Origin of the sequence: Priestia abyssalis, assembly GCF_002019595.1 — a bacterium.
GTDB classification, from domain to species: Bacteria; Bacillota; Bacilli; order Bacillales; family Bacillaceae_H; genus Bacillus_BA; species Bacillus_BA abyssalis.
In genome coordinates this window covers 695323-716120 of sequence record NZ_KV917369.1, presented here as the reverse complement: position 1 = coordinate 716120, position 20798 = coordinate 695323, and the positions used below count along the sequence as shown (strand labels likewise).

Here is a 20798-nt window from a genome sequence, read left to right as displayed (position 1 = left end):
ACATGCTTTTGTTGTTTGTTCGGACAAACGAAGGAAAAGAATACCATCCCCTTTTATAATAAAGCTATCAAAGAAAAGGAGCCGATCGATATGACTATTTTAGAAGCAAATAAAATTCATAAAAGCTATGGCAATAAATTTAATAAACAAGAAGTTTTAAAGGGAATAGATATTAGTATTAAAAAAGGGGAATTTGTAAGTATCATGGGGGCATCAGGTTCAGGTAAAACAACATTGCTCAATGTTCTTTCGTCAATTGATAAGGTTAGTTACGGAACAATTAATATCGAAGGAAAAGAAATGACAAGTATGAAAGAAAAACAACTGGCTGAGTTCCGAAAAAGTCATTTAGGATTTATTTTCCAAGAATATAATTTATTAGACACGCTGACTGTTAAAGAAAATATCCTTTTACCGTTATCGATTACAAAAGTGTCCAAAAAAGAAGCTGATGAAAAATTTCATGCGTTAGCGTCCGAACTAGGTATTAATGAAATAAAAGATAAGTATCCAAATGAAATTTCCGGCGGCCAAAAACAACGGACCTCTGCAGCCCGAGCCTTTATTCATGAACCGAGCATTATTTTCGCTGATGAACCAACTGGTGCACTTGATTCAAAATCCGCTTCCGATTTATTAAACAAATTAAGCGAATTAAATCAAAGACGAAAAGCAACCATCATTATGGTCACTCATGATCCGGTTGCAGCAAGTTATTGTAGCAGGGTCATTTTTATTAAAGATGGACAAATTTATACACAATTAAATCAAGGAGAACAAGCAAGACAAATCTTCTTTAAAGATATCATGAAAACACAGGGCGTATTAGGCGGGGTACAATATGAACATTAATCAGCTCATTCTACGAAATTTGAAAAAAAATCTTAAAAATTATTACCTTTATGTTTTTGCCTTGATTTTTAGTGTTGCCCTTTATTTCGCCTTTGTTACATTGCAATATGACCCCTCAATGGATCAAGTAAAAGGATCTATTAAAGGTGGCGCTTCTATTCGAGCCGCTTCCATCTTACTTGTCGCGATTGTCTCGATTTTCCTTTTATATGCCAATAACATTTTTATTAAAAGACGCAGTAAAGAAATCGGCTTATTTCAATTAATAGGAATGACAAAGAGTAAAATCTTTCGCATCCTGAGTGCTGAGAACTTTATCCTTTATTTCGGTTCATTAATGATCGGAATCTTTATTGGTTTTTCCGTTTCAAAATTAATCATCATGGTTTTATTTAAAATTACAGGTGTTGATGCCATCGCAAAGCTTCATTTTTCTGTCCAAGCACTCATTCAAACACTTGTTGTTTTTTGTATCATCTATCTCTTTATCATGCTGATGAATTACGCATTTATAAAACGGCAAAGCATTTTATCTTTATTTAGGGTCCTTTCGTCGACAGAACAAAAAGTGAAAAAAATGTCCTTAATTGAAATCATCATCGGAATTATTGGAATTGTATTCATCGTTTCAGGCTACTATATTTCATCGAAATTATTTGATGGAGACTTTAGAACGATGACTGAATTATCCATTGCTATGATATTTATTCTTGCATCTGTTATCATCGGCACGTATCTTTTTTATAAAGGTTCCGTCAGCTTTATCTTTCATTTGATTAGGAAAAAGAAGGATGGTTATTTAAATATTAATGAGGTATTATCTCTTTCATCCATTATGTTTCGAATGAAATCGAATGCCTTATTATTAACTATTATTACAACCGTTTCCGCACTTGCGATTGGCTTATTATCCTTAAGTTATATCTCATACTACTCAGCTGAAAAAACAGCAGAAAACTATGTACCTGCAAATTTTTCAATGACGAATCTACAAGATGCTGAGCAGTTTAAAGATGCATTACATGCTAATAATATTAAATATAGTGAAGAAATGATCGATGTTATTTATGCAAATATCAATATAAAAAAAATATTGGATACGAATCTAGAGGGATTAAACTTTGATCCAGGCGTCATGGCCACTGCTGTTGTCAGTGATAAAGCAATTGAATCTATCGATCTGTCAAAAGATGAAACCCTTTTTACAGGTTATACGGATTTGCTGCAGAAGTTTATGACTTTGAAAGACTCTGGTCAAATCGAGTTGAAAGGAAAACATGAAGTCATACCACAAAAATATGTAGGCCTAAACAAGGAATACATTTTATCATGGTATTTCACGAATGGCGGTTCGCCAACAGCCATCGTGGACGAAACTATTTTTGAGCGATTAAAGAACGATATAGATCCAAAAATTCAAAAAGAATCCTTCGTTTATATCGGGATTGATATTACAGAAGAAGCAAATATTGAAAAAGCAAATAATCTTTTTAAAGAAGCAGGCTTTAATAGTAATAACTTACATCATTCACGCCTTGAAATGAGCAACAATCAGAAACAAAATATGGGCCTTATTATGTTTATCGTCGGCTTTTTAGGCTTAACCTTTCTCATTACATCAGGATGTATTCTTTATTTTAAACAAATGGATGAGAGTGAAGATGAAAGGTCAAACTATACTATTTTAAGAAAGCTCGGTTTCACACAAGGAGATTTATTAAAAGGCATTCGAGCAAAACAAATCTTTAATTTCGGAATTCCTTTAGTCATCGGGCTGCTTCATAGCTATTTTGCCGTTCAATCTGGGTGGTTCTTATTCGGAACAGAAATTTGGACACCGATGATTATTGTTATGGTACTCTACACCGCATTGTATTCCATTTTCGGAATACTATCTGTACTCTATTATAAAAAGGTAATTAAGGAAGCACTTTAATTCGAGTTGTTGTCATCGCCCGAAGTTTTTATATACATTCCACTTAATAGTTCGACACATCTTCATTCAATCGAGAGCCATCACAATCGGCGGCCCAAACAACTTGAATTTGCTCTCAAAGGTTCAGAAAATTTGGCATGGCCGTTCTTTGGCCATGTCGAATTTTCTAAATCGATCTATATATATCAAGTAGCTGATAACTGTAAAGCTCCATCTTTCCCGCTTTATTTTGACAATAGTAGAAATTTCCGCTATTTTAAAGGGAAAGTCATCATTATGTCCTATGTTTCAAAGGATTTAAAAATTTTACGATTTTTACCTTAATCTATAAGCTATTTGATTTTTTTTTGGAGGTTTTATGCTGCAAAAATTTGGTTTTTCACAATATGAAAGCAATGTATACGAAGTACTGGTTTCCAGCGGTGATCCGCTCGATGCGACAACGATTGTCAAATATTCGAATGTCCCGAAAGCAAAAATATATGAAGTCTTATCGCGAATGATTGACAAAGGAATGATCATGGATACGATATCCGAGAAGAAAAAACTTTATTCGGCCCTTCCTCTAGAAGTGGCTATCAAAAAATTGACACAAGAATTCCAGACAAATATTGATATCTTAAAAAACAACTCACAAAAGAGAACCTTTATGGATGATCGTGTGTGGACCTTAAAAGCGAATTCTTCCATTCTTGTTCAATTTGAAAAATTAATAGAAGAAGCGGAGCATTCCATCTTAATCTCAGCATGGAGTGATGATTTTACAGAGTATTTGTCCCTTTTAGAAGAAAAGGAAATGAGCGGTGTAAAGGTGGAAGGGCTTGTCATTGGCGAAATCCAATCAAATCTATCAAATATACATGTTCTTATTCCTTCTGAAAAACATCATTTACTCGAAAGATCACGGCTCATTGTAGTCGATGAAAAAGAAATCCTCTTTGCTGGCGTTGAAAATCAGCAATGGCAAGCGATGAAAACGATGTCGCAGCCGTTCGTAAAGTTTTTCACGGACTTTTTCTACCACGATCTCGCTTTGGCAAAAGTGACCGAGAAATTTTACAGTCAACTTATGGATGATGAAGAAATAAAAGAGCTTTTAATGAAATTGCGTTATTAAATGGGCATGGGTGTTTTACCCATGCCCATTTAATAACCATGCTTTTTTATCCTGTTTGTGCCCCTTCTGTTCTTCCAGCTTGAACCCACTTAAAAGGCCTCACATAGGAAGTAGGCAGTTTGTTGATTAAACCATACATCTAAATCTACTTCATTCTTTCGGTGCAATCATTTTCGCCGGATCTACAAATTGATCGAACTGTTCTGCCGTCAGCAGCCCTGTTTTCAATGCCGCTTCTTTCAGGGTGAGATTTTCTTTATGAGCAAGCTTGGCAATAGCTGCGGCATTTTCATAACCGATATGCGGATTCAATGCCGTCACCAGCATAAGCGAGTTTTGTAAATGGTGTTGAATGTTTGTTTGATTCGGCTCAATGCCTACCGCGCACTTATCATTGAATGTCTTTATTCCATCCGCTAACAGTCTTACCGATTGAAGAAAGTTATAAATAATGACAGGTTTAAACACGTTCAGCTCAAAATTCCCCTGGCTTGCAGCAAATCCAATCGCGGCATCATTGCCCATCACTTGCGTAACAATCATCGTCAACGCTTCGCTTTGCGTCGGATTTACTTTACCAGGCATAATGGAACTTCCGGGTTCATTGGCCGGAATCGAAATTTCTCCGATTCCGCTGCGCGGCCCACTCGCCAGCCAGCGCACATCATTGGCCATTTTCATCAAATCTGCCGCGAGTGCTTTTAACGCACCGTGTGTATACACGACTTCATCATGGCTTGTTAAGGCATGGAACTTATTCGGAGCTGAAATGAACGTTTTTCCCGTAAATTTGCTAATTTCTTTAGCCGCTAAGGCTCCAAATTCCGGATGAGCATTTATTCCTGTTCCGACAGCTGTGCCCCCAATGGCAATCTCCTTCATATATTGAACACTTTCCTGAATCATTCTCTCATCTTTTTCAAGCATACGGTGCCAGCCGCTTATTTCCTGTCCCAATGTTAAAGGAGTTGCGTCTTGCAGATGGGTGCGGCCAATTTTAATGATATCTTTGAATTGGTCAGATTTTTGCTGAAATGTCTCTTTCAGCTTAGTAATCGCTGGAAGTAATTCATTCTCGACAGCAATCACTCCCGCAATATGAAGAGCTGTTGGAAACGTATCATTTGAACTTTGTGACATATTGACATCATCATTCGGATGAAGATGCTCCTCGTTTCCTCCACTCTCCAGCAGTTGATTCCCGCGATTTGCGATAACTTCATTAACATTCATATTGGACTGTGTCCCGCTTCCCGTTTGCCATACAACGAGCGGGAAATGCCCATCCCATTTTCCCTCTAAAATCTCGTCTGCCGCTTGAACAATCGCACCCGCTTTCTCCTCGGATAACTTCCCAAGTTTTTGGTTGGTGAGTGCTGCGCTTTTCTTTAAAATGGCAAATGCCCGGATGATTTCTATCGGCATTGTTTCTGTTCCAATCGGAAAATTTTCGATGCTTCGCTGTGTTTGCGCCCCCCACAACTTATCTGCCGGTACATTTATTTCACCGATTGTATCCCTTTCAACCCTATATTCCATGATTTACCTCCCGTGTATGTTTTATTGGCACCACAATGACCTTTCCAACGATTTGTTGAATTAGATCCATTTCTTATAGTGCTCCTCTGCACTTCTAACTATATACCATGAAAAAAACAACAAGAAACGTGAGAATTCTATTTTGTTTCTTCACCCTCTTATGGTATGTACGCTTGTTTATAATCATCCTTAAAACACGGCACATATCTGTTAAGAAAAGGCACATAACGACAGTAAGCGACCTTGTTTCTCCTGATTAGAAAAACAAGGCCGCTCACATCATTTCTTCATTCATTTTTTTTACCCTTTCATCTGCCTTTATTGATTGTTTGTTTGGCCATTATGTTAAGTTTAACTCTCCTCCCCCAAATCATTGCTTTCCATAAAACTCTTTTAAGAAATATTTTTTAATTGCTCTGTTAATCGCAGGAACGCTTCTCTGTTACGATCTTGTAAAGACTGATCGATTTCTTTTTGAATTTGTCCTTTTCTAAAATCAAGAATTGCCTTTTTCAATATCCTTTCAGCAATCAGCGAATCCATTTCTTTTGGCTCGGAATGTTGAGATACTTGAGAAGTATAATTTTCCATAAAAAGTCAACTCCTTCTCCTTCTGGTTATTGCATATTTACTCTAAGTCAGTGATTTCAGACGCTCCTCTAAGCACTTGTTTTTAAATATGAAGATGAATGGTATGACCTTACTTTGCATTTAATGTAGGTTTGTGTTGTCTCGAATAAATCCGCTGCAAACAATGTGGCTCCATAGAATGTTTTCGCTTGATCCATTTCTCTGCTAACGATATAATCATAAACCATGGTTTCTACATCACTAACAAATGGTAAAATCCCGCGATTCGCCATAAAGATTTGATAAACTTCAATAATTAAAGATGAACTTTTATCAAGGCTTCTCTCCAATTGCTCTAATAGATATTCATTAAGAATAAATCCATTTTCCACCACATATTTCAACTCTTCTAAAAATGCTTTATTCTTATTCATTCCCTCATCACTCCTTCTTAATAGTAATATTTTACAACAAACAACCGGAAAATGAAAGCGTTTACAATAAAAAAAGATCCTAAAGAGATATCACTTTCTTTCTTAGTCTATATGTATTTCTATATTCGTTGGAGTTATATGTAGTATAGAAGGTTTTAAGGAATTCCTCTACGGAATTGTCAAAAGAGCTGACACGAAAAAACAAAAAGGTTTAGCTAGTTGTAGGATTTGCAAGGAAATCTGACAACGCAACTGTGCTATAGATGAAATAAATCAACTCAACAGGAAAAGCAAGCCCCAGAAACAGCTTGCTTTGTTTTAGACAAGAGAAGGAATCTTCATCAATACTTATCATCTTGTCTGTATTATTAATTAAAGGGTAATCTGTTTATTTCCTATACGTACTTTCTCTGTAAATATATACACTGTAAACATGCACGCTTAGGAATAAGACGGCCTTCTTAGAGAGCATTTACCAGCTTCTTTCTGTAATCGAGGAGCATAGTGACTTAACTTTTTAATAAAGTAACAGGTTTCAGGAAAATGATGTTCCAAAAATCGTAAAGTCGATTTGTTTAAAATTTTACTTTCCTTATATTTAATTACCATACTGGAGATAAACCGATTCATTTCTAAAGTTGTTTTTCCAACATCATACGCGAATTCTGTTTGGCGAGGAAACCCAGGCTCTTTGAAACGCAAATAACCTTTCAAGTGATGATTTTGTACAATAAAAATTTGATATTGGCTAATATAAGCCTCAGCTTGCCTAGTCGCAATTACTTCAATCGGATCAAGTAAATTTTTAAATAATACTGCATGCCCCAATTGATCTTCAAGCCATAAATCCATAAGATTTACTAAAGGAAGAATGGCAGGCTCTTTTCCTTGAACCAATTGTCTTAAAATTCGTAAGTATTCCTGATTTTCAGCTAACGTTCCATTTAAATATGTTGGAGATAAATTTAAATTGACTTTATTATCTATTCTAAGAGCTTGCATTTTACCCTCAAATTCAAAATAACCTTTCGCTGCCTCCCAAGCTCTCTTCGAAAAATAAATCATCATATCGTCTGTATGATTCACTGAGCGGGGAATGCCTCTTAACATAGCAATAAGATCATCAAATAAATTTACATACTGATGTGAAATGTTAACGTATTCACTTTCACTTGCAGACAGATGGTCTCTTATAAAGTAAGCGTGATCTTGTAAAATCTCTAACCAAAACAAATGCTCTTCCCATAAAGAAATCGTATTATTTGTCAAACACTTCCCCCCTTTTTCCTTTTTATCCCGTATTAACGGACAGTAAGAGCCCCACTGAAGGAAGGTTCCTTTATATAATTACGATAAGTTTAAGAAAGAAATGAATTCATTATGAAAATTTTCGCGGAAGAAAAAGCTGCAATAAAATATTTCCAGAAGTTTTCCCTTTCACTCAACTTTTATTCTCTTTAAGTAATGCTGCAAAACAATCTGTACATACTCTGATTAGAAATAGAGAAAATATACTTATTAAGATTAACCATAAGTAAAGGATGTTTATTAAATGAGACATATGAATAAATATATTATCTTAATGGCCTTATTACCTTGGCTATCGATCCTATTTATTGGTGAAAAGACGTTTAAAAGATTTCTTCCCGGAGCATTATTTATGTGTATATATGTTACTGCAGAAGGATTTTTAGCGGAAAAGAAAAAATGGTGGTGGTTCCCGTTCACGATAAAACCTAATGTACTGGGAGAATTGCCATTAATATTAGGGCCATTCTTAGTCGGATCAATTTGGATACTCAAATACACATTCGGTAAATTTAATTTGTATCTTTTAGTAAATATAGTGATTGATTCTATTTTTACGTACTTTGCGCTCAATTGGTTTAAAAAAATAGGATATGTTTCTCTCATTAGACTAACTAAATTTCAACTATCCCTTCTATTTTTAATAAAATCAGTTTTAATGTATGGATTTCAATTCATATATGAAAAGTGTTTTACTCAACAAATAACCAAAAAAGCGCATTGACTGTTTCAATGCGCTTTTTAGCAGGTTGTATAACAATATAGTATATTCCCAATCTTCGTTCCTTAATTGAAGCGGGTGATGAGAATCGAACTCACGACATCAGCTTGGAAGGCTGAGGTTTTACCATTAAACTACACCCGCATATTTCATTTCATGGGGCGATTGATGGGAATCGAACCCACGAATGCCAGAGCCACAATCTGGTGCGTTAACCACTTCGCCACAACCGCCATGGTGGAGGAGGACGGATTCGAACCGCCGAACCCTGAGGGAGCGGATTTACAGTCCGCCGCGTTTAGCCACTTCGCTACCCCTCCATTTATCTGAATAAAAGATGCTGCCAACAAGCTTCTTTATAAATGGCGCGCCCGACAGGAGTCGAACCCATAACCTTCTGATCCGTAGTCAGACGCTCTATCCAATTGAGCTACGGGCGCATATATGAAAATGGTACCGGTGGTCGGGGTCGAACCGACACTCCAGAAGGAACACGATTTTGAGTCGTGCGCGTCTGCCAATTCCGCCACACCGGCATGATAAATTAAATGATGAGCCATGAAGGACTCGAACCTTCGACCCTCTGATTAAAAGTCAGATGCTCTACCGACTGAGCTAATGGCTCTTTGGCTGGGCTAGCTGGATTCGAACCAACGCATGACGGAGTCAAAGTCCGTTGCCTTACCGCTTGGCTATAGCCCAATATGAATGGTGGAGGATGACGGGATCGAACCGCCGACCCCCTGCTTGTAAGGCAGGTGCTCTCCCAGCTGAGCTAATCCTCCACTATAATGGTGACCCGTACGGGATTCGAACCCGTGTTACCGCCGTGAAAGGGCGGTGTCTTAACCGCTTGACCAACGGGCCACATTTAAAAAAGCCTGGCAACGTCCTACTCTCACAGGGGGAAACCCCCAACTACCATCGGCGCTGAAGAGCTTAACTTCCGTGTTCGGCATGGGAACGGGTGTGACCTCTTCGCCATCATCACCAAGCCTACTGCATGAGTTTACATCTCTGCAGGCTTGCACTGAGGAATCTTTCTTCCTTGAATCCACTTGCAGACGCAAGTGCAGACAGAATATCAAAGGTTATTCCTTCAAAACTAGATAACGAGCTGCTAAGTTTCTCCGATAAGCAACTTTTAAATAATAACATTTCAAAAAATAAAAGTCAAATACTTTTTTAAATTCATCATATCGAAGCGACTCTTAATATTTTAATGATTTTTAATATAACCGTCAACTATTTTTATAAAATAATACGACACTCGTTTCTAAACATCATTTTACAATTTCAATACAAAAATGCCCCTCTCATCTAAATTGTACATAGAACAAGATGGTAAACAAAAAGCGTGAGACACTTTTCCGTTTCACGCTCTTCTTTATTGTTTGACTTATTGTTTGATACATTGTTTCCATTTACGATTTTAGAACTTCCTTTCTTTTCGAGCCAATCTTCGTTTTTAAATAAAAACCTAAAAAGTCAATTGGTTATATCCATAGATATTTGCTTATTTAGAAGAAATAGATTGATATAACCGCTTGATTGTTTCAATATGCAGTGCTTCATGATAAAAACTAAATAAAAACACTTCACCCACCGTGTAAAACTTAATGCCTAAACGATTTGTAAATGGAGTCGGCAGTTTTTCATCTAAGCGACCTTGAATAAAATCCCTAATTCTCTCTTTTTGTCCCGTCAATATCGCAGCAATCTCCGCAAATGATGGAGCCATCTCCTCCCATTCAGCTGGTTTGGTTCCAGCCCCAAAAAGCCGCTCATAATTTGTCGGAAGACCCATCTCCTCACCTAGAAGTCCAAAGACGAGTTTTTCCTGCACAAAGGCAATGTGACCAAAATTCCAACGAATATTGTTGTTAAAACCGTCCGGAATGATATCCGAAATCTCTTCTGGTATTTTTTCCATCGTTTGTTCAGTTATTTTTCGCACCGTTTCCATATGATGAATGATTGTTTGCTCCAAGAAAAAACATCCCCTTTCTATATCCTCTATATAATCATTTCTCGGCATTCACATTCATTTCCTTCTAAGCAGATAAAACACCCTTCCATCTTTTCGAATAGTGTTGAAATAGTGATTTATCTGCTTATCTGTACAATAAAATCGTTCATTTTATCCAGTGTCGTTAAATTATGATTACATTTTTGACTATCTTGGCAAATGTAGTTCCCTCTTTTAATAAATGTTCCTTTATCGGCTCCTTTTGATTCAGAAAGAAACATCCCCACTTCCTCATAGGCATTACATATAGCACAAATCCCCTTTTGATTACTATTTTCAAATGTACCGTGTAAACCTATAAGCTTATTTTGATGCCCAGCTACGATATATTTTTTATTTGAGCCTTTATCATACCAACCCAAGTATGAAATTTCTTTTAAATCCATATTCTCTAATGAAGGAACTTTTAATTTCTTTGCTTTAGGAAATAATTTTTTTAACGTTTGTTCGGTCACTTCTTTAAAAGGAATGACATACGGCTTTAATTGCGCTAGAAACTCTTCAGCCTGTGTTTTATCTTTGATTTCAAGAATTGGGTCTATTAACTGCTTCTTCTCATCGTTAAGGTCACCGAACAAATTGGATACTTTTTCTATAGCCATAGACTTTAATGCATTGATAACATCAATATCGTTAACGGTTGAATGTCCGTTTATTAGAGTTTGTGTTTGCACCTTAATAAAATTATACTGGTCACTCCTGATAAAAGGTTCCATCTTGATCACTCCTGTTCATGTATCACTTAAAACACCATTCCTTTTCACTTTAAAAGATCGACTTATTTTATTCAATGCAGAAAACGATTAGGAATCAAACTCCACATACAAAAAGCACTGATACTCTCTTCTGAAAGATCATCAGTGCTATCATGCCCGACCCTATCTATTTAGAATAAACAATTTTTTTAATCGTTTCTATTGAGAGGAAATGTTCTTCAGCTAATTGATCAATCGTCGTGCCGCTTTTAAATGCACGTTGAATAGAGGCATTTCTATCATCAATTAACTTTCTTCCTCCAGAACGCGTCCCCCATTTTCGATAAGTCTTTTTAGGTTTAGGAATATAGATTGTTTCTCCTTGAATATATTTTTGAATTTCCGCTATGAGGTTTTCGGGTAAAACAGTGGTTGCTTTTACATATTTCATTTCTGCCAGCCCCTTATTCTTTTATTAATAATAAAAATAAGGTGCAAAGCCTAATAAATCAGAAACGATAACGCTCATTTGGCGATTTTCTTTTCAATGAAAGTCCGCCCCATGCAAAGTATCGCCTTTCCAATACTAGGCTTTGCATGAGTCGCTGCAGACTCTGGCAATCTAATCTTATTTGCCATCACTTCACCTCCCTTCAGTTTTTTACACCAATCAATTTGGATATTTTATACAATCCAATTATGATTATAAAGTAAATTAACCCCCATTGTATACTGTTTATCCCGCATTAACGGGCAGTAAGTCCCCCAGCTTCCTTCATCCGAACAGCTTGAATCAATCGAAATAACTGACTGGTAGTAAAGCGTAAATTATCAAACGTAACTTTTGAATCCATCGCCTGCTCCAGGGACATCGGTGCGTTCATAATAGAGAAACAGGAGGTGATGCCAAGTCCATTTAAAGCAGACGCCTCTTCTGTAACACCACCGGCTAGTGCAATCACCGGTATATGATATCTATATGCCACTTGCGCTATACCCAAAGGTGCTTTCCCCATAGAAGTTTGCCCATCTAACTTCCCTTCGCCTGTAATAACAAAGTCGATACCTTGCATTTTATTTTCCACTTCAACAATATCTAAAATTAGCTCGATCCCGGACTGGAGCTGAGCCTGTAAAAAACCTGAAAATGCAGCCCCAAGTCCACCGGCAGCTCCCGCACCAACAATGTTATGGATATCCGTATTCATCTCATGCAGAACGACTTGTGCAAAGTTTTTAAGCCCTTTATCAAGTTCTTTTACCATCTCCATTGTTGCCCCTTTTTGAGGACCAAAAATATAAGCCGCTCCGTTTGGACCATAAAGAGGATTGTTCACATCACAAGCCACTTTGAACGTACAATCCTTCAAATTAGGATGTATATTCGTTACATCAATTTTGCAAATGTTTTGTAGTTCTCTCCCACCTAAGCCTACTTCCTTATTATGTTCATTTAAGAAACTGAAGCCTAGCGCTTGAAGCATCCCAACTCCTGCATCATTTGTGGCACTGCCGCCAAGTCCAATAACAAACTCGCGACACCCTTTATCTATTGCATTACAAATGAGTTCTCCAACCCCATATGTAGTAGTTACGGACGGATTACGTTTGTTGGAAGGAACAAGCGGTAAACCACATGCTGCTGCCACTTCAATCACAGCAATTTTTCCATCTCCTAATATGCCATATACAGCATCTACTTTTTCTGTCAGCGGCCCTGTGACTTCTTTTTGAATCAATTGTCCGTCTGTGGCCTGGACCAATGCTTCTACAGTACCTTCACCGCCATCTGCCAGCGGTAAAGTTGTAATTTGGGCATCATGATAAACATCTTTTATCCCTAAAGAAATGGCTTTACTTCCGTCTATAGAAGAAATACTTCCTTTAAATGAATCGATTGCAATTAAAACCTTCATTTCTTACCCCCCCCCTTATTTATCTTTGATTATAAGCGAAGTAAAATGCGGATGTAATGGACTACGCGCCAAAGGACTAACCTGTATTTTGTTTTCTATAACAAAAAACTCCAAACTAAAGAGTTTGAAGTAAAAGAGCAATATAAAGCTTAACGGAGTCATGATAATCTCTCGGATTTACTTTTGTTTTTTTCGCGATTTTTTCAAGACGATATTGTAAAGTATTTTTGTGGATAAACAGCTCCGCAGCTGTCTTTTTTAGAGAGAGATTATATTTATAATACGTATGCAGAAGTGTTATTTCTTCTTCTGAGAGCTCCCCGATTAATTTCGTAATATACTCTTCTCGTATATGCGGGTGCATACTTTCCATAATCATTTCTAAGTCAAGGCTGGCATACTCACATACAAATACTTGTTTTGAAAGAGCATATTTTAAAGCAAGCTTTGCGTGTTTATAGGACGTTGCGAGTTCTTCCAAAGCGCCGATACTGCCTATTCCAATTGAACAGCTTATGCTCAAGGAATCGAAATAAGCAGCAAATGACTTTATCACGCTTTTATACTGCGATTCATTGACAATAATGGCATATCGGTTTGGGAATAAATAAGTAAAAAGCTTAACCCCTTGCTTCAATAATATATCGTGCATGTGAGCAGGAAGAGAAGAGGGATTGTCCAGACCGTTTACATGAATGATACTGACAAACGCATTCTCTTCCAACTCATATTGAAAGTGCTGTAAGTGTTCCTTTAGAAAAGCATTCTCTTTTTCATTTTCAAAAATTAACATGCGTACAACAGAGGAGCGAAGTTCATCCAAAGAATGAACCTTGCCAGCTATCATTTGTTCTTTAATTAATACTTCTGTAATTTTTGTGAGCAAGAACCCCAATGATTTACATTCCTCAGGGTCACCAGATATACCGATAATCCCCAACATCTGTTGGTTTATCATTACGGGATAATTGATACCTTTTTTCGTGCCTTTGAATGCGTCATTTTCGGAAACTTCTACTATATTTCTCTTTTCTTTCACTCGGAAGGCTGCTTCATGAAAAGAACCAATTCGGCTTGAATCCGTACTCGCAATAATTTTTCCATCTAATTGGATGAAGTTGATATCCTTTCCAATAACTTCTTTAGCTGCATCTACAATCATTTGAGCTAACGAAGAACTAATCTCGAAATTTTCTTTCATCATTGTTTATTTCCTTTTTTATGGAGTATGTCTTTTTATTTTATCAATTGAGGAGTTCTTTTTCATCATAATCTAATCCACAGTTTTTGATTAGATTGTTATATAAAAAGTGAAGAACTGCCGGAATAATTGATAATAAAAGCAAAGAACGCATTGACTAATAGTCAATGCGTTCTTTGCTTTTTAAAACGAATATGTATAATGGGCCTAAATGGACTCGAACCATCGACCTCACGCTTATCAGGCGTGCGCTCTAACCAGCTGAGCTATAGGCCCGTATTTTCACCTGTCAAAATTTGAACAGCCGCCTTCGCTTGAAGCACAAGGATGTGCAAATGAAGACGTTGCAACAGGACGTTGCGTTCTTAGTCTTCGTTCTTTAATTGGAGCGGGTGATGAGAATCGAACTCACGACATCAGCTTGGAAGGCTGAGGTTTTACCATTAAACTACACCCGCGCTTTATTATTATTTATAAGTGGTGCCGGCGAGAGGACTTGAACCCCCAACCTACTGATTACAAGTCAGTTGCTCTACCAATTGAGCTACACCGGCAATTGCCATGATTCAACTGCGACTCCTAATTTTTCAGCCGCTCATGCTTTTTTATACTGGTGGAGCCTAGCGGGATCGAACCGCTGACCTCCTGCGTGCAAGGCAGGCGCTCTCCCAGCTGAGCTAAGGCCCCTTTATTCTCTAGTTTCTTCTTAATAATATGGCGCGCCCGACAGGAGTCGAACCCATAACCTTCTGATCCGTAGTCAGACGCTCTATCCAATTGAGCTACGGGCGCATATTTTATTCATTGTCTAGCTGCGAAAGCCAAACTATACGGCTGTTTCACTTCTTCCTGCGGAGTCAAAAAACGACTCCTTCTCAGAAGCTCCAACATCCTATCGGTTTAAGCGGGCTTTCTCCGCTTTTCTTAATTGGTGCCGAGGACCGGAATCGAACCGGTACGGTAGTCACCTACCGCAGGATTTTAAGTCCTGTGCGTCTGCCAGTTCCGCCACCCCGGCAATCTATTTATTTGATAAAGATGACCCGTACGGGATTCGAACCCGTGTTACCGCCGTGAAAGGGCGGTGTCTTAACCGCTTGACCAACGGGCCACATTTAAAAGCCTGGCAACGTCCTACTCTCACAGGGGGAAACCCCCAACTACCATCGGCGCTGAAGAGCTTAACTTCCGTGTTCGGCATGGGAACGGGTGTGACCTCTTCGCCATCATCACCAAGCCTACTGCATGAGTTTATATCTCTGCAGGCTTGCACTGAGGAATCTTTCTTCCTTGAATCCACTTGCAGACGCAAGTGCAGACAGAATATCAAAGGTTATTCCTTCAAAACTAGATAACGAGCTGCTGAGTATTGCTTTACTTTTCTTCATTGTCCAGCTACGGTTCCTAATCTTTCGGCCGTTTCACTTCTGCCCATGAAACCAAAAAGCGGTTTCCCGTTCAGAAGCTTCAACGTCTCTCAAAATTGAACAGTCGCCTTCGCTTTTCTTTAGGTTAAGTCCTCGATCGATTAGTATCAGTCAACTCCACATGTCGCCATGCTTCCATCTCTGACCTATCAACCTGATCATCTTTCAGGGATCTTACTAGCTTGACGCTATGGGAAATCTCATCTTGAGGGGGGCTTCATGCTTAGATGCTTTCAGCACTTATCCCGTCCGCACATAGCTACCCAGCGATGCCTTTGGCAAGACAACTGGTACACCAGCGGTGCGTCCATCCCGGTCCTCTCGTACTAAGGACAGCTCCTCTCAAATTTCCTGCGCCCGCGACGGATAGGGACCGAACTGTCTCACGACGTTCTGAACCCAGCTCGCGTACCGCTTTAATGGGCGAACAGCCCAACCCTTGGGACCGACTACAGCCCCAGGATGCGATGAGCCGACATCGAGGTGCCAAACCTCCCCGTCGATGTGGACTCTTGGGGGAGATAAGCCTGTTATCCCCGGGGTAGCTTTTATCCGTTGAGCGATGGCCCTTCCATGCGGAACCACCGGATCACTAAGCCCGACTTTCGTCCCTGCTCGACTTGTAGGTCTCGCAGTCAAGCTCCCTTGTGCCTTTACACTCTACGAATGATTTCCAACCATTCTGAGGGAACCTTTGGGCGCCTCCGTTACATTTTAGGAGGCGACCGCCCCAGTCAAACTGCCCACCTGACACTGTCTCCCACCCCGATGAGGGGTGCGGGTTAGAATTTCAATACAGCCAGGGTAGTATCCCACCGACGCCTCCACCGAAGCTAGCGCTCCGGCTTCCAAGGCTCCTACCTATCCTGTACAAGCTGTACCAAAATTCAATATCAGGCTACAGTAAAGCTCCACGGGGTCTTTCCGTCCTGTCGCGGGTAACCTGCATCTTCACAGGTACTATAATTTCACCGAGTCTCTCGTTGAGACAGTGCCCAGATCGTTACACCTTTCGTGCGGGTCGGAACTTACCCGACAAGGAATTTCGCTACCTTAGGACCGTTATAGTTACGGCCGCCGTTTACTGGGGCTTCGGTTCAAAGCTTCGCTTGCGCTAACCTCTCCCCTTAACCTTCCAGCACCGGGCAGGTGTCAGCCCCTATACTTCGCCTTACGGCTTCGCAGAGACCTGTGTTTTTGCTAAACAGTCGCCTGGGCCTATTCACTGCGGCTCTCTCGGGCTTGCACCCTATCAGAGCACCCCTTCTCCCGAAGTTACGGGGTCATTTTGCCGAGTTCCTTAACGAGAGTTCTCTCGAACACCTTAGGATTCTCTCCTCGCCTACCTGTGTCGGTTTGCGGTACGGGTACCTCCCACCTCGCTAGAGGCTTTTCTTGGCAGCGTGAAATCAGGAACTTCGGTACTCTATTTCCCTCGCCATCACAGCTCAGCCTTACGGTGAACGGATTTGCCTATTCACCAGCCTTACTGCTTGGACGCGCATATCCAACAGCGCGCTTACCCTATCCTTCTGCGTCCCCCCATTGCTCAAACGGTGGGGAGGTAGTACAGGAATATCAACCTGTTATCCATCGCCTACGCCTTTCGGCCTCGGCTTAGGTCCCGACTAACCCTGAGCGGACGAGCCTTCCTCAGGAAACCTTAGGCATACGGTGGACAAGATTCTCACTTGTCTTTCGCTACTCATACCGGCATTCTCACTTCTAAGCGCTCCACCAGTCCTTACGGTCTAGCTTCACCGCCCTTAGAACGCTCTCCTACCACTGACATCGCAGATGTCAATCCACAGCTTCGGTGATACGTTTAGCCCCGGTACATTTTCGGCGCAGAGTCACTCGACCAGTGAGCTATTACGCACTCTTTAAATGGTGGCTGCTTCTAAGCCAACATCCTGGTTGTCTAAGCAACTCCACATCCTTTTCCACTTAACGTATACTTTGGGACCTTAGCTGGTGGTCTGGGCTGTTTCCCTCTTGACTACGGATCTTATCACTCGCAGTCTGACTCCCAAGAATAAGTCATCGGCATTCGGAGTTTGACTGAATTCGGTAACCCGTTGGGGGCCCCTAGTCCAATCAGTGCTCTACCTCCGAGACTCTTATCTTGAGGCTAGCCCTAAAGCTATTTCGGAGAGAACCAGCTATCTCCAAGTTCGATTGGAATTTCTCCGCTACCCACACCTCATCCCCGCACTTTTCAACGTGCGTGGGTTCGGGCCTCCATCCAGTGTTACCTGGACTTCACCCTGGACATGGGTAGATCACCTGGTTTCGGGTCTACGACCACATACTCATTCGCCCTATTCAGACTCGCTTTCGCTGCGGCTCCGTCTCTTCAACTTAACCTTGCATGGGATCGTAACTCGCCGGTTCATTCTACAAAAGGCACGCCATCACCCGTTAACGGGCTCTGACTACTTGTAGGCACACGGTTTCAGGTTCTCTTTCACTCCCCTTCCGGGGTGCTTTTCACCTTTCCCTCACGGTACTGGTTCACTATCGGTCACTAGGGAGTATTTAGCCTTGGGAGATGGTCCTCCCAGCTTCCGACGGGATTTCACGTGTCCCGCCGTACTCAGGATCCACTCAAGAGGGAACGAAGTTTCAACTACAGGGTTGTTACCTTCTTTGACGGGCCTTTCCAGACCTCTTCGTCTACTCCGTTCCTTTGTAACTCCGTATAGAGTGTCCTACAACCCCAAGAGGCAAGCCTCTTGGTTTGGGCTAATTCCGTTTCGCTCGCCGCTACTCAGGAAATCGCAATTGCTTTCTCTTCCTCCGGGTACTTAGATGTTTCAGTTCCCCGGGTCTGCCATCAATATCCTATGTATTCAGATAAAGATACTGTTCCATTACGAACAGTGGGTTTCCCCATTCGGAAATCTCCGGATCAAAGCTCACTTACAGCTCCCCGAAGCATATCGGTGTTAGTCCCGTCCTTCATCGGCTCCTAGTGCCAAGGCATCCACCGTGCGCCCTTTCTAACTTAACCTTGCGGTAAAAGATTAGCGTCGAATTTCTTCGTTGGCTTCGTTTCTGCGCTGCTCACGTATATAAATACGCTGTGCTGCTCGAAACTTCGCCGCCTCGAACTTCTCGCTTCTCTTTTCCCTTTGTTCATTGACAAAGGATTTATGTTTAGAAAAGTTTTCACTTTCCTCAGCTATTACTGTTATCTAGTTTTCAAGGAACAAACATAGCAAGAGATAAAAAATATCTTATGCAAGATAAGATAAGTTATTCATCTCTATTTTGAGAGAATGAACTCTCAAAACTGAACAAAACGTTTCGTCAACGACTCTTCTGTCTAGCTGCGGCTCCTGAACAGTCGCCTTCGCTTTTCTTGTAAAAATCCTTAGAAAGGAGGTGATCCAGCCGCACCTTCCGATACGGCTACCTTGTTACGACTTCACCCCAATCATCTACCCCACCTTAGGCGGCTGGCTCCTTACGGTTACCTCACCGACTTCGGGTGTTGCAAACTCTCGTGGTGTGACGGGCGGTGTGTACAAGGCCCGGGAACGTATTCACCGCGGCATGCTGATCCGCGATTACTAGCGATTCCGGCTTCATGCAGGCGAGTTGCAGCCTGCAATCCGAACTGAGAACGGTTTTATGAGATTAGCTCCACCTCGCGGTCTTGCGACTCTTTGTACCGTCCATTGTAGCACGTGTGTAGCCCAGGTCATAAGGGGCATGATGATTTGACGTCATCCCCACCTTCCTCCGGTTTGTCACCGGCAGTCACCTTAGAGTGCCCAACTAAATGCTGGCAACTAAGATCAAGGGTTGCGCTCGTTGCGGGACTTAACCCAACATCTCACGACACGAGCTGACGACAACCATGCACCACCTGTCACTCTGTCCCCCGAAGGGGAACGCTCTATCTCTAGAGTTGTCAGAGGATGTCAAGACCTGGTAAGGTTCTTCGCGTTGCTTCGAATTAAACCACATGCTCCACCGCTTGTGCGGGCCCCCGTCAATTCCTTTGAGTTTCAGCCTTGCGGCCGTACTCCCCAGGCGGAGTGCTTAATGCGTTAGCTGCAGCACTAAGGGGCGGAAACCCCCTAACACTTAGCACTCATCGTTTACGGCGTGGACTACCAGGGTATCTAATCCTGTTTGCTCCCCACGCTTTCGCGCCTCAGCGTCAGTTACAGACCAGAAAGCCGCCTTCGCCACTGGTGTTCCTCCACATCTCTACGCATTTCACCGCTACACATGGAATTCCGCTTTCCTCTTCTGCACTCAAGTTCCCCAGTTTCCAATGACCCTCCACGGTTGAGCCGTGGGCTTTCACATCAGACTTAAGGAACCGCCTGCGCGCGCTTTACGCCCAATAATTCCGGACAACGCTTGCCACCTACGTATTACCGCGGCTGCTGGCACGTAGTTAGCCGTGGCTTTCTGGTTAGGTACCGTCAAGGTACCAGCAGTTACTCTGGTACTTGTTCTTCTCTAACAACAGAGCTTTACGACCCGAAGGCCTTCATCGCTCACGCGGCGTTGCTCCGTCAGACTTTCGTCCATTGCGGAAGATTCCCTACTGCTGCCTCCCGTAGGAGTCTGGGCCGTGTCTCAGTCCCAGTGTGGCCGATCACCCTCTCAGGTCGGCTACGCATCGTTGCCTTGGTGAGCCGTTACCTCACCAACTAGCTAATGCGCCGCGGGCCCATCTGTAAGTGATAGCCGAAGCCATCTTTCAACCAAGGACCATGTGGTCCTCGGTGTTATCCGGTATTAGCTCCGGTTTCCCGAAGTTATCCCAGTCTTACAGGCAGGTTGCCCACGTGTTACTCACCCGTCCGCCGCTGACTTCAGGGAGCAAGCTCCCATCTGTCCGCTCGACTTGCATGTATTAGGCACGCCGCCAGCGTTCGTCCTGAGCCAGGATCAAACTCTCCGAAGAAATGTTTGAACTAGCACATAGATGTGCTGACATCGACGTTGTCACAGAACGTGACGTTCTTAGTCGATGTTCCTTGCTTTAAAAATAGAATTAACGTTGACGTTTTTTGTTTTGTTCAGTTTT

General features: G+C 41.2%; 13 protein-coding genes, 16 tRNA genes and 4 rRNA genes. 4 read left to right on the top strand and 29 right to left on the bottom strand.

All coding sequences use genetic code 11. The features are described 5' to 3' along the window. The first annotated feature begins 90 nt into the window (after window positions 1–90). From BK575_RS03485 to BK575_RS03475, 3 genes are all read left to right on the top strand, one after another. Entirely contained in the window at window positions 91–852 is a 762-nt protein-coding gene (locus tag BK575_RS03485; RefSeq protein WP_078408912.1) for an ABC transporter ATP-binding protein, read from the top strand. After that, window positions 842–2788 carry an FtsX-like permease family protein gene (locus tag BK575_RS03480; RefSeq protein WP_078408911.1) on the top strand — a complete coding sequence of 649 codons (1947 nt, stop codon included), beginning with the start codon at window positions 842–844 and terminating at the stop codon, window positions 2786–2788. The genes BK575_RS03485 and BK575_RS03480 overlap by 11 nt, the downstream gene beginning before the upstream one ends. A gap of 358 nt (window positions 2789–3146) precedes the next feature. Next, the gene (locus BK575_RS03475) at window positions 3147–3905 is read left to right on the top strand and encodes a TrmB family transcriptional regulator (protein WP_078408910.1); all 759 of its coding nucleotides are present in this window, start codon (window positions 3147–3149) and stop codon (window positions 3903–3905) included. A gap of 150 nt (window positions 3906–4055) precedes the next feature. Here the strand turns inward: BK575_RS03475 and fumC are convergent, their stop codons facing one another. From fumC to BK575_RS03455, 4 genes are all read right to left on the bottom strand, one after another. Beyond that, window positions 4056–5444 (bottom strand): class II fumarate hydratase, encoded by a 1389-nt coding sequence (gene fumC / locus BK575_RS03470; RefSeq protein ID WP_078408909.1) that lies wholly within the window; start codon window positions 5442–5444, stop codon window positions 4056–4058. Window positions 5445–5837: 393 nt separating this feature from the next. Then, window positions 5838–6035 carry an IDEAL domain-containing protein gene (locus tag BK575_RS03465; protein ID WP_078408908.1) on the bottom strand — a complete coding sequence of 66 codons (198 nt, stop codon included), beginning with the start codon at window positions 6033–6035 and terminating at the stop codon, window positions 5838–5840. Between the two features lie 68 nt (window positions 6036–6103). Continuing rightward, on the bottom strand, window positions 6104–6448 hold the full coding sequence (locus BK575_RS03460; RefSeq protein WP_078408907.1) for a hypothetical protein: 345 nt from the start codon (window positions 6446–6448) through the stop codon (window positions 6104–6106). 441 nt (window positions 6449–6889) lie between these two features. Further along, entirely contained in the window at window positions 6890–7717 is an 828-nt protein-coding gene (locus BK575_RS03455; RefSeq protein ID WP_078408906.1) for a DUF2935 domain-containing protein, read from the bottom strand. Window positions 7718–8000: 283 nt separating this feature from the next. Here BK575_RS03455 and BK575_RS03450 point away from each other — a divergent pair, with 283 nt between their 5' ends. Continuing rightward, window positions 8001–8480: a hypothetical protein gene (locus BK575_RS03450; RefSeq protein WP_078408905.1), complete on the top strand. Its 480-nt coding sequence runs from the start codon at window positions 8001–8003 to the stop codon at window positions 8478–8480. 70 nt (window positions 8481–8550) lie between these two features. Here BK575_RS03450 and BK575_RS03445 read toward each other — a convergent pair. The 25 genes from BK575_RS03445 to BK575_RS03325 all read right to left on the bottom strand — a co-directional run bounded on the left by BK575_RS03445 (window position 8551) and on the right by BK575_RS03325 (window position 20675). Continuing rightward, a tRNA-Gly gene (locus tag BK575_RS03445) sits at window positions 8551–8621 on the bottom strand. A 13-nt stretch (window positions 8622–8634) separates the two neighbouring features. Continuing rightward, window positions 8635–8710 (bottom strand) — tRNA-His (locus BK575_RS03440). A gap of 2 nt (window positions 8711–8712) precedes the next feature. Next, window positions 8713–8797, bottom strand: a tRNA-Tyr gene (locus BK575_RS03435). Window positions 8798–8840: 43 nt separating this feature from the next. Then, window positions 8841–8917, bottom strand: a tRNA-Arg gene (locus BK575_RS03430). A gap of 11 nt (window positions 8918–8928) precedes the next feature. Then, window positions 8929–9013 (bottom strand) — tRNA-Leu (locus BK575_RS03425). A gap of 16 nt (window positions 9014–9029) precedes the next feature. After that, a tRNA-Lys gene (locus tag BK575_RS03420) sits at window positions 9030–9102 on the bottom strand. Between the two features lie 2 nt (window positions 9103–9104). Continuing rightward, window positions 9105–9179 (bottom strand) — tRNA-Gln (locus BK575_RS03415). Window positions 9180–9186: 7 nt separating this feature from the next. After that, window positions 9187–9262: transfer RNA gene (locus tag BK575_RS03410), tRNA-Val, on the bottom strand. A gap of 7 nt (window positions 9263–9269) precedes the next feature. Further along, window positions 9270–9344 (bottom strand) — tRNA-Glu (locus BK575_RS03405). 12 nt (window positions 9345–9356) lie between these two features. Continuing rightward, window positions 9357–9472, bottom strand: a 5S ribosomal RNA gene (gene rrf / locus BK575_RS03400). Window positions 9473–9993: 521 nt separating this feature from the next. After that, entirely contained in the window at window positions 9994–10467 is a 474-nt protein-coding gene (locus BK575_RS03395; protein WP_078408904.1) for a DinB family protein, read from the bottom strand. Between the two features lie 116 nt (window positions 10468–10583). Continuing rightward, window positions 10584–11222, bottom strand: coding sequence for a FusB/FusC family EF-G-binding protein (locus tag BK575_RS03390; protein ID WP_078408903.1), 639 nt, complete (start codon window positions 11220–11222; stop codon window positions 10584–10586). A 166-nt stretch (window positions 11223–11388) separates the two neighbouring features. After that, the gene (locus tag BK575_RS03385) at window positions 11389–11652 is read right to left on the bottom strand and encodes a CD3324 family protein (RefSeq protein WP_078408902.1); all 264 of its coding nucleotides are present in this window, start codon (window positions 11650–11652) and stop codon (window positions 11389–11391) included. A gap of 295 nt (window positions 11653–11947) precedes the next feature. Further along, complete coding sequence (locus BK575_RS03380) at window positions 11948–13117, bottom strand: glycerate kinase (RefSeq protein WP_078408901.1); 1170 nt, start codon at window positions 13115–13117, stop codon at window positions 11948–11950. A 115-nt stretch (window positions 13118–13232) separates the two neighbouring features. Continuing rightward, complete coding sequence (locus tag BK575_RS03375; protein WP_078408900.1) at window positions 13233–14321, bottom strand: CdaR family transcriptional regulator; 1089 nt, start codon at window positions 14319–14321, stop codon at window positions 13233–13235. A 199-nt stretch (window positions 14322–14520) separates the two neighbouring features. Beyond that, window positions 14521–14594, bottom strand: a tRNA-Ile gene (locus tag BK575_RS03370). Between the two features lie 108 nt (window positions 14595–14702). Next, window positions 14703–14776 (bottom strand) — tRNA-Gly (locus tag BK575_RS03365). Window positions 14777–14796: 20 nt separating this feature from the next. Then, window positions 14797–14872, bottom strand: a tRNA-Thr gene (locus BK575_RS03360). 57 nt (window positions 14873–14929) lie between these two features. Further along, window positions 14930–15005: transfer RNA gene (locus BK575_RS03355), tRNA-Ala, on the bottom strand. Between the two features lie 28 nt (window positions 15006–15033). Next, window positions 15034–15110 (bottom strand) — tRNA-Arg (locus tag BK575_RS03350). A gap of 137 nt (window positions 15111–15247) precedes the next feature. Beyond that, window positions 15248–15336 (bottom strand) — tRNA-Leu (locus tag BK575_RS03345). A 21-nt stretch (window positions 15337–15357) separates the two neighbouring features. Then, window positions 15358–15429 (bottom strand) — tRNA-Glu (locus tag BK575_RS03340). Between the two features lie 10 nt (window positions 15430–15439). Beyond that, window positions 15440–15555, bottom strand: a 5S ribosomal RNA gene (gene rrf, locus BK575_RS03335). A 271-nt stretch (window positions 15556–15826) separates the two neighbouring features. Continuing rightward, window positions 15827–18758: ribosomal RNA gene (locus BK575_RS03330) — 23S ribosomal RNA — on the bottom strand. A 367-nt stretch (window positions 18759–19125) separates the two neighbouring features. Further along, a 16S ribosomal RNA gene (locus BK575_RS03325) occupies window positions 19126–20675 on the bottom strand. The 16S, 23S and 5S rRNA genes sit together here with 7 tRNA genes alongside, the layout of an rRNA operon. Window positions 20676–20798 lie beyond the last annotated feature (123 nt).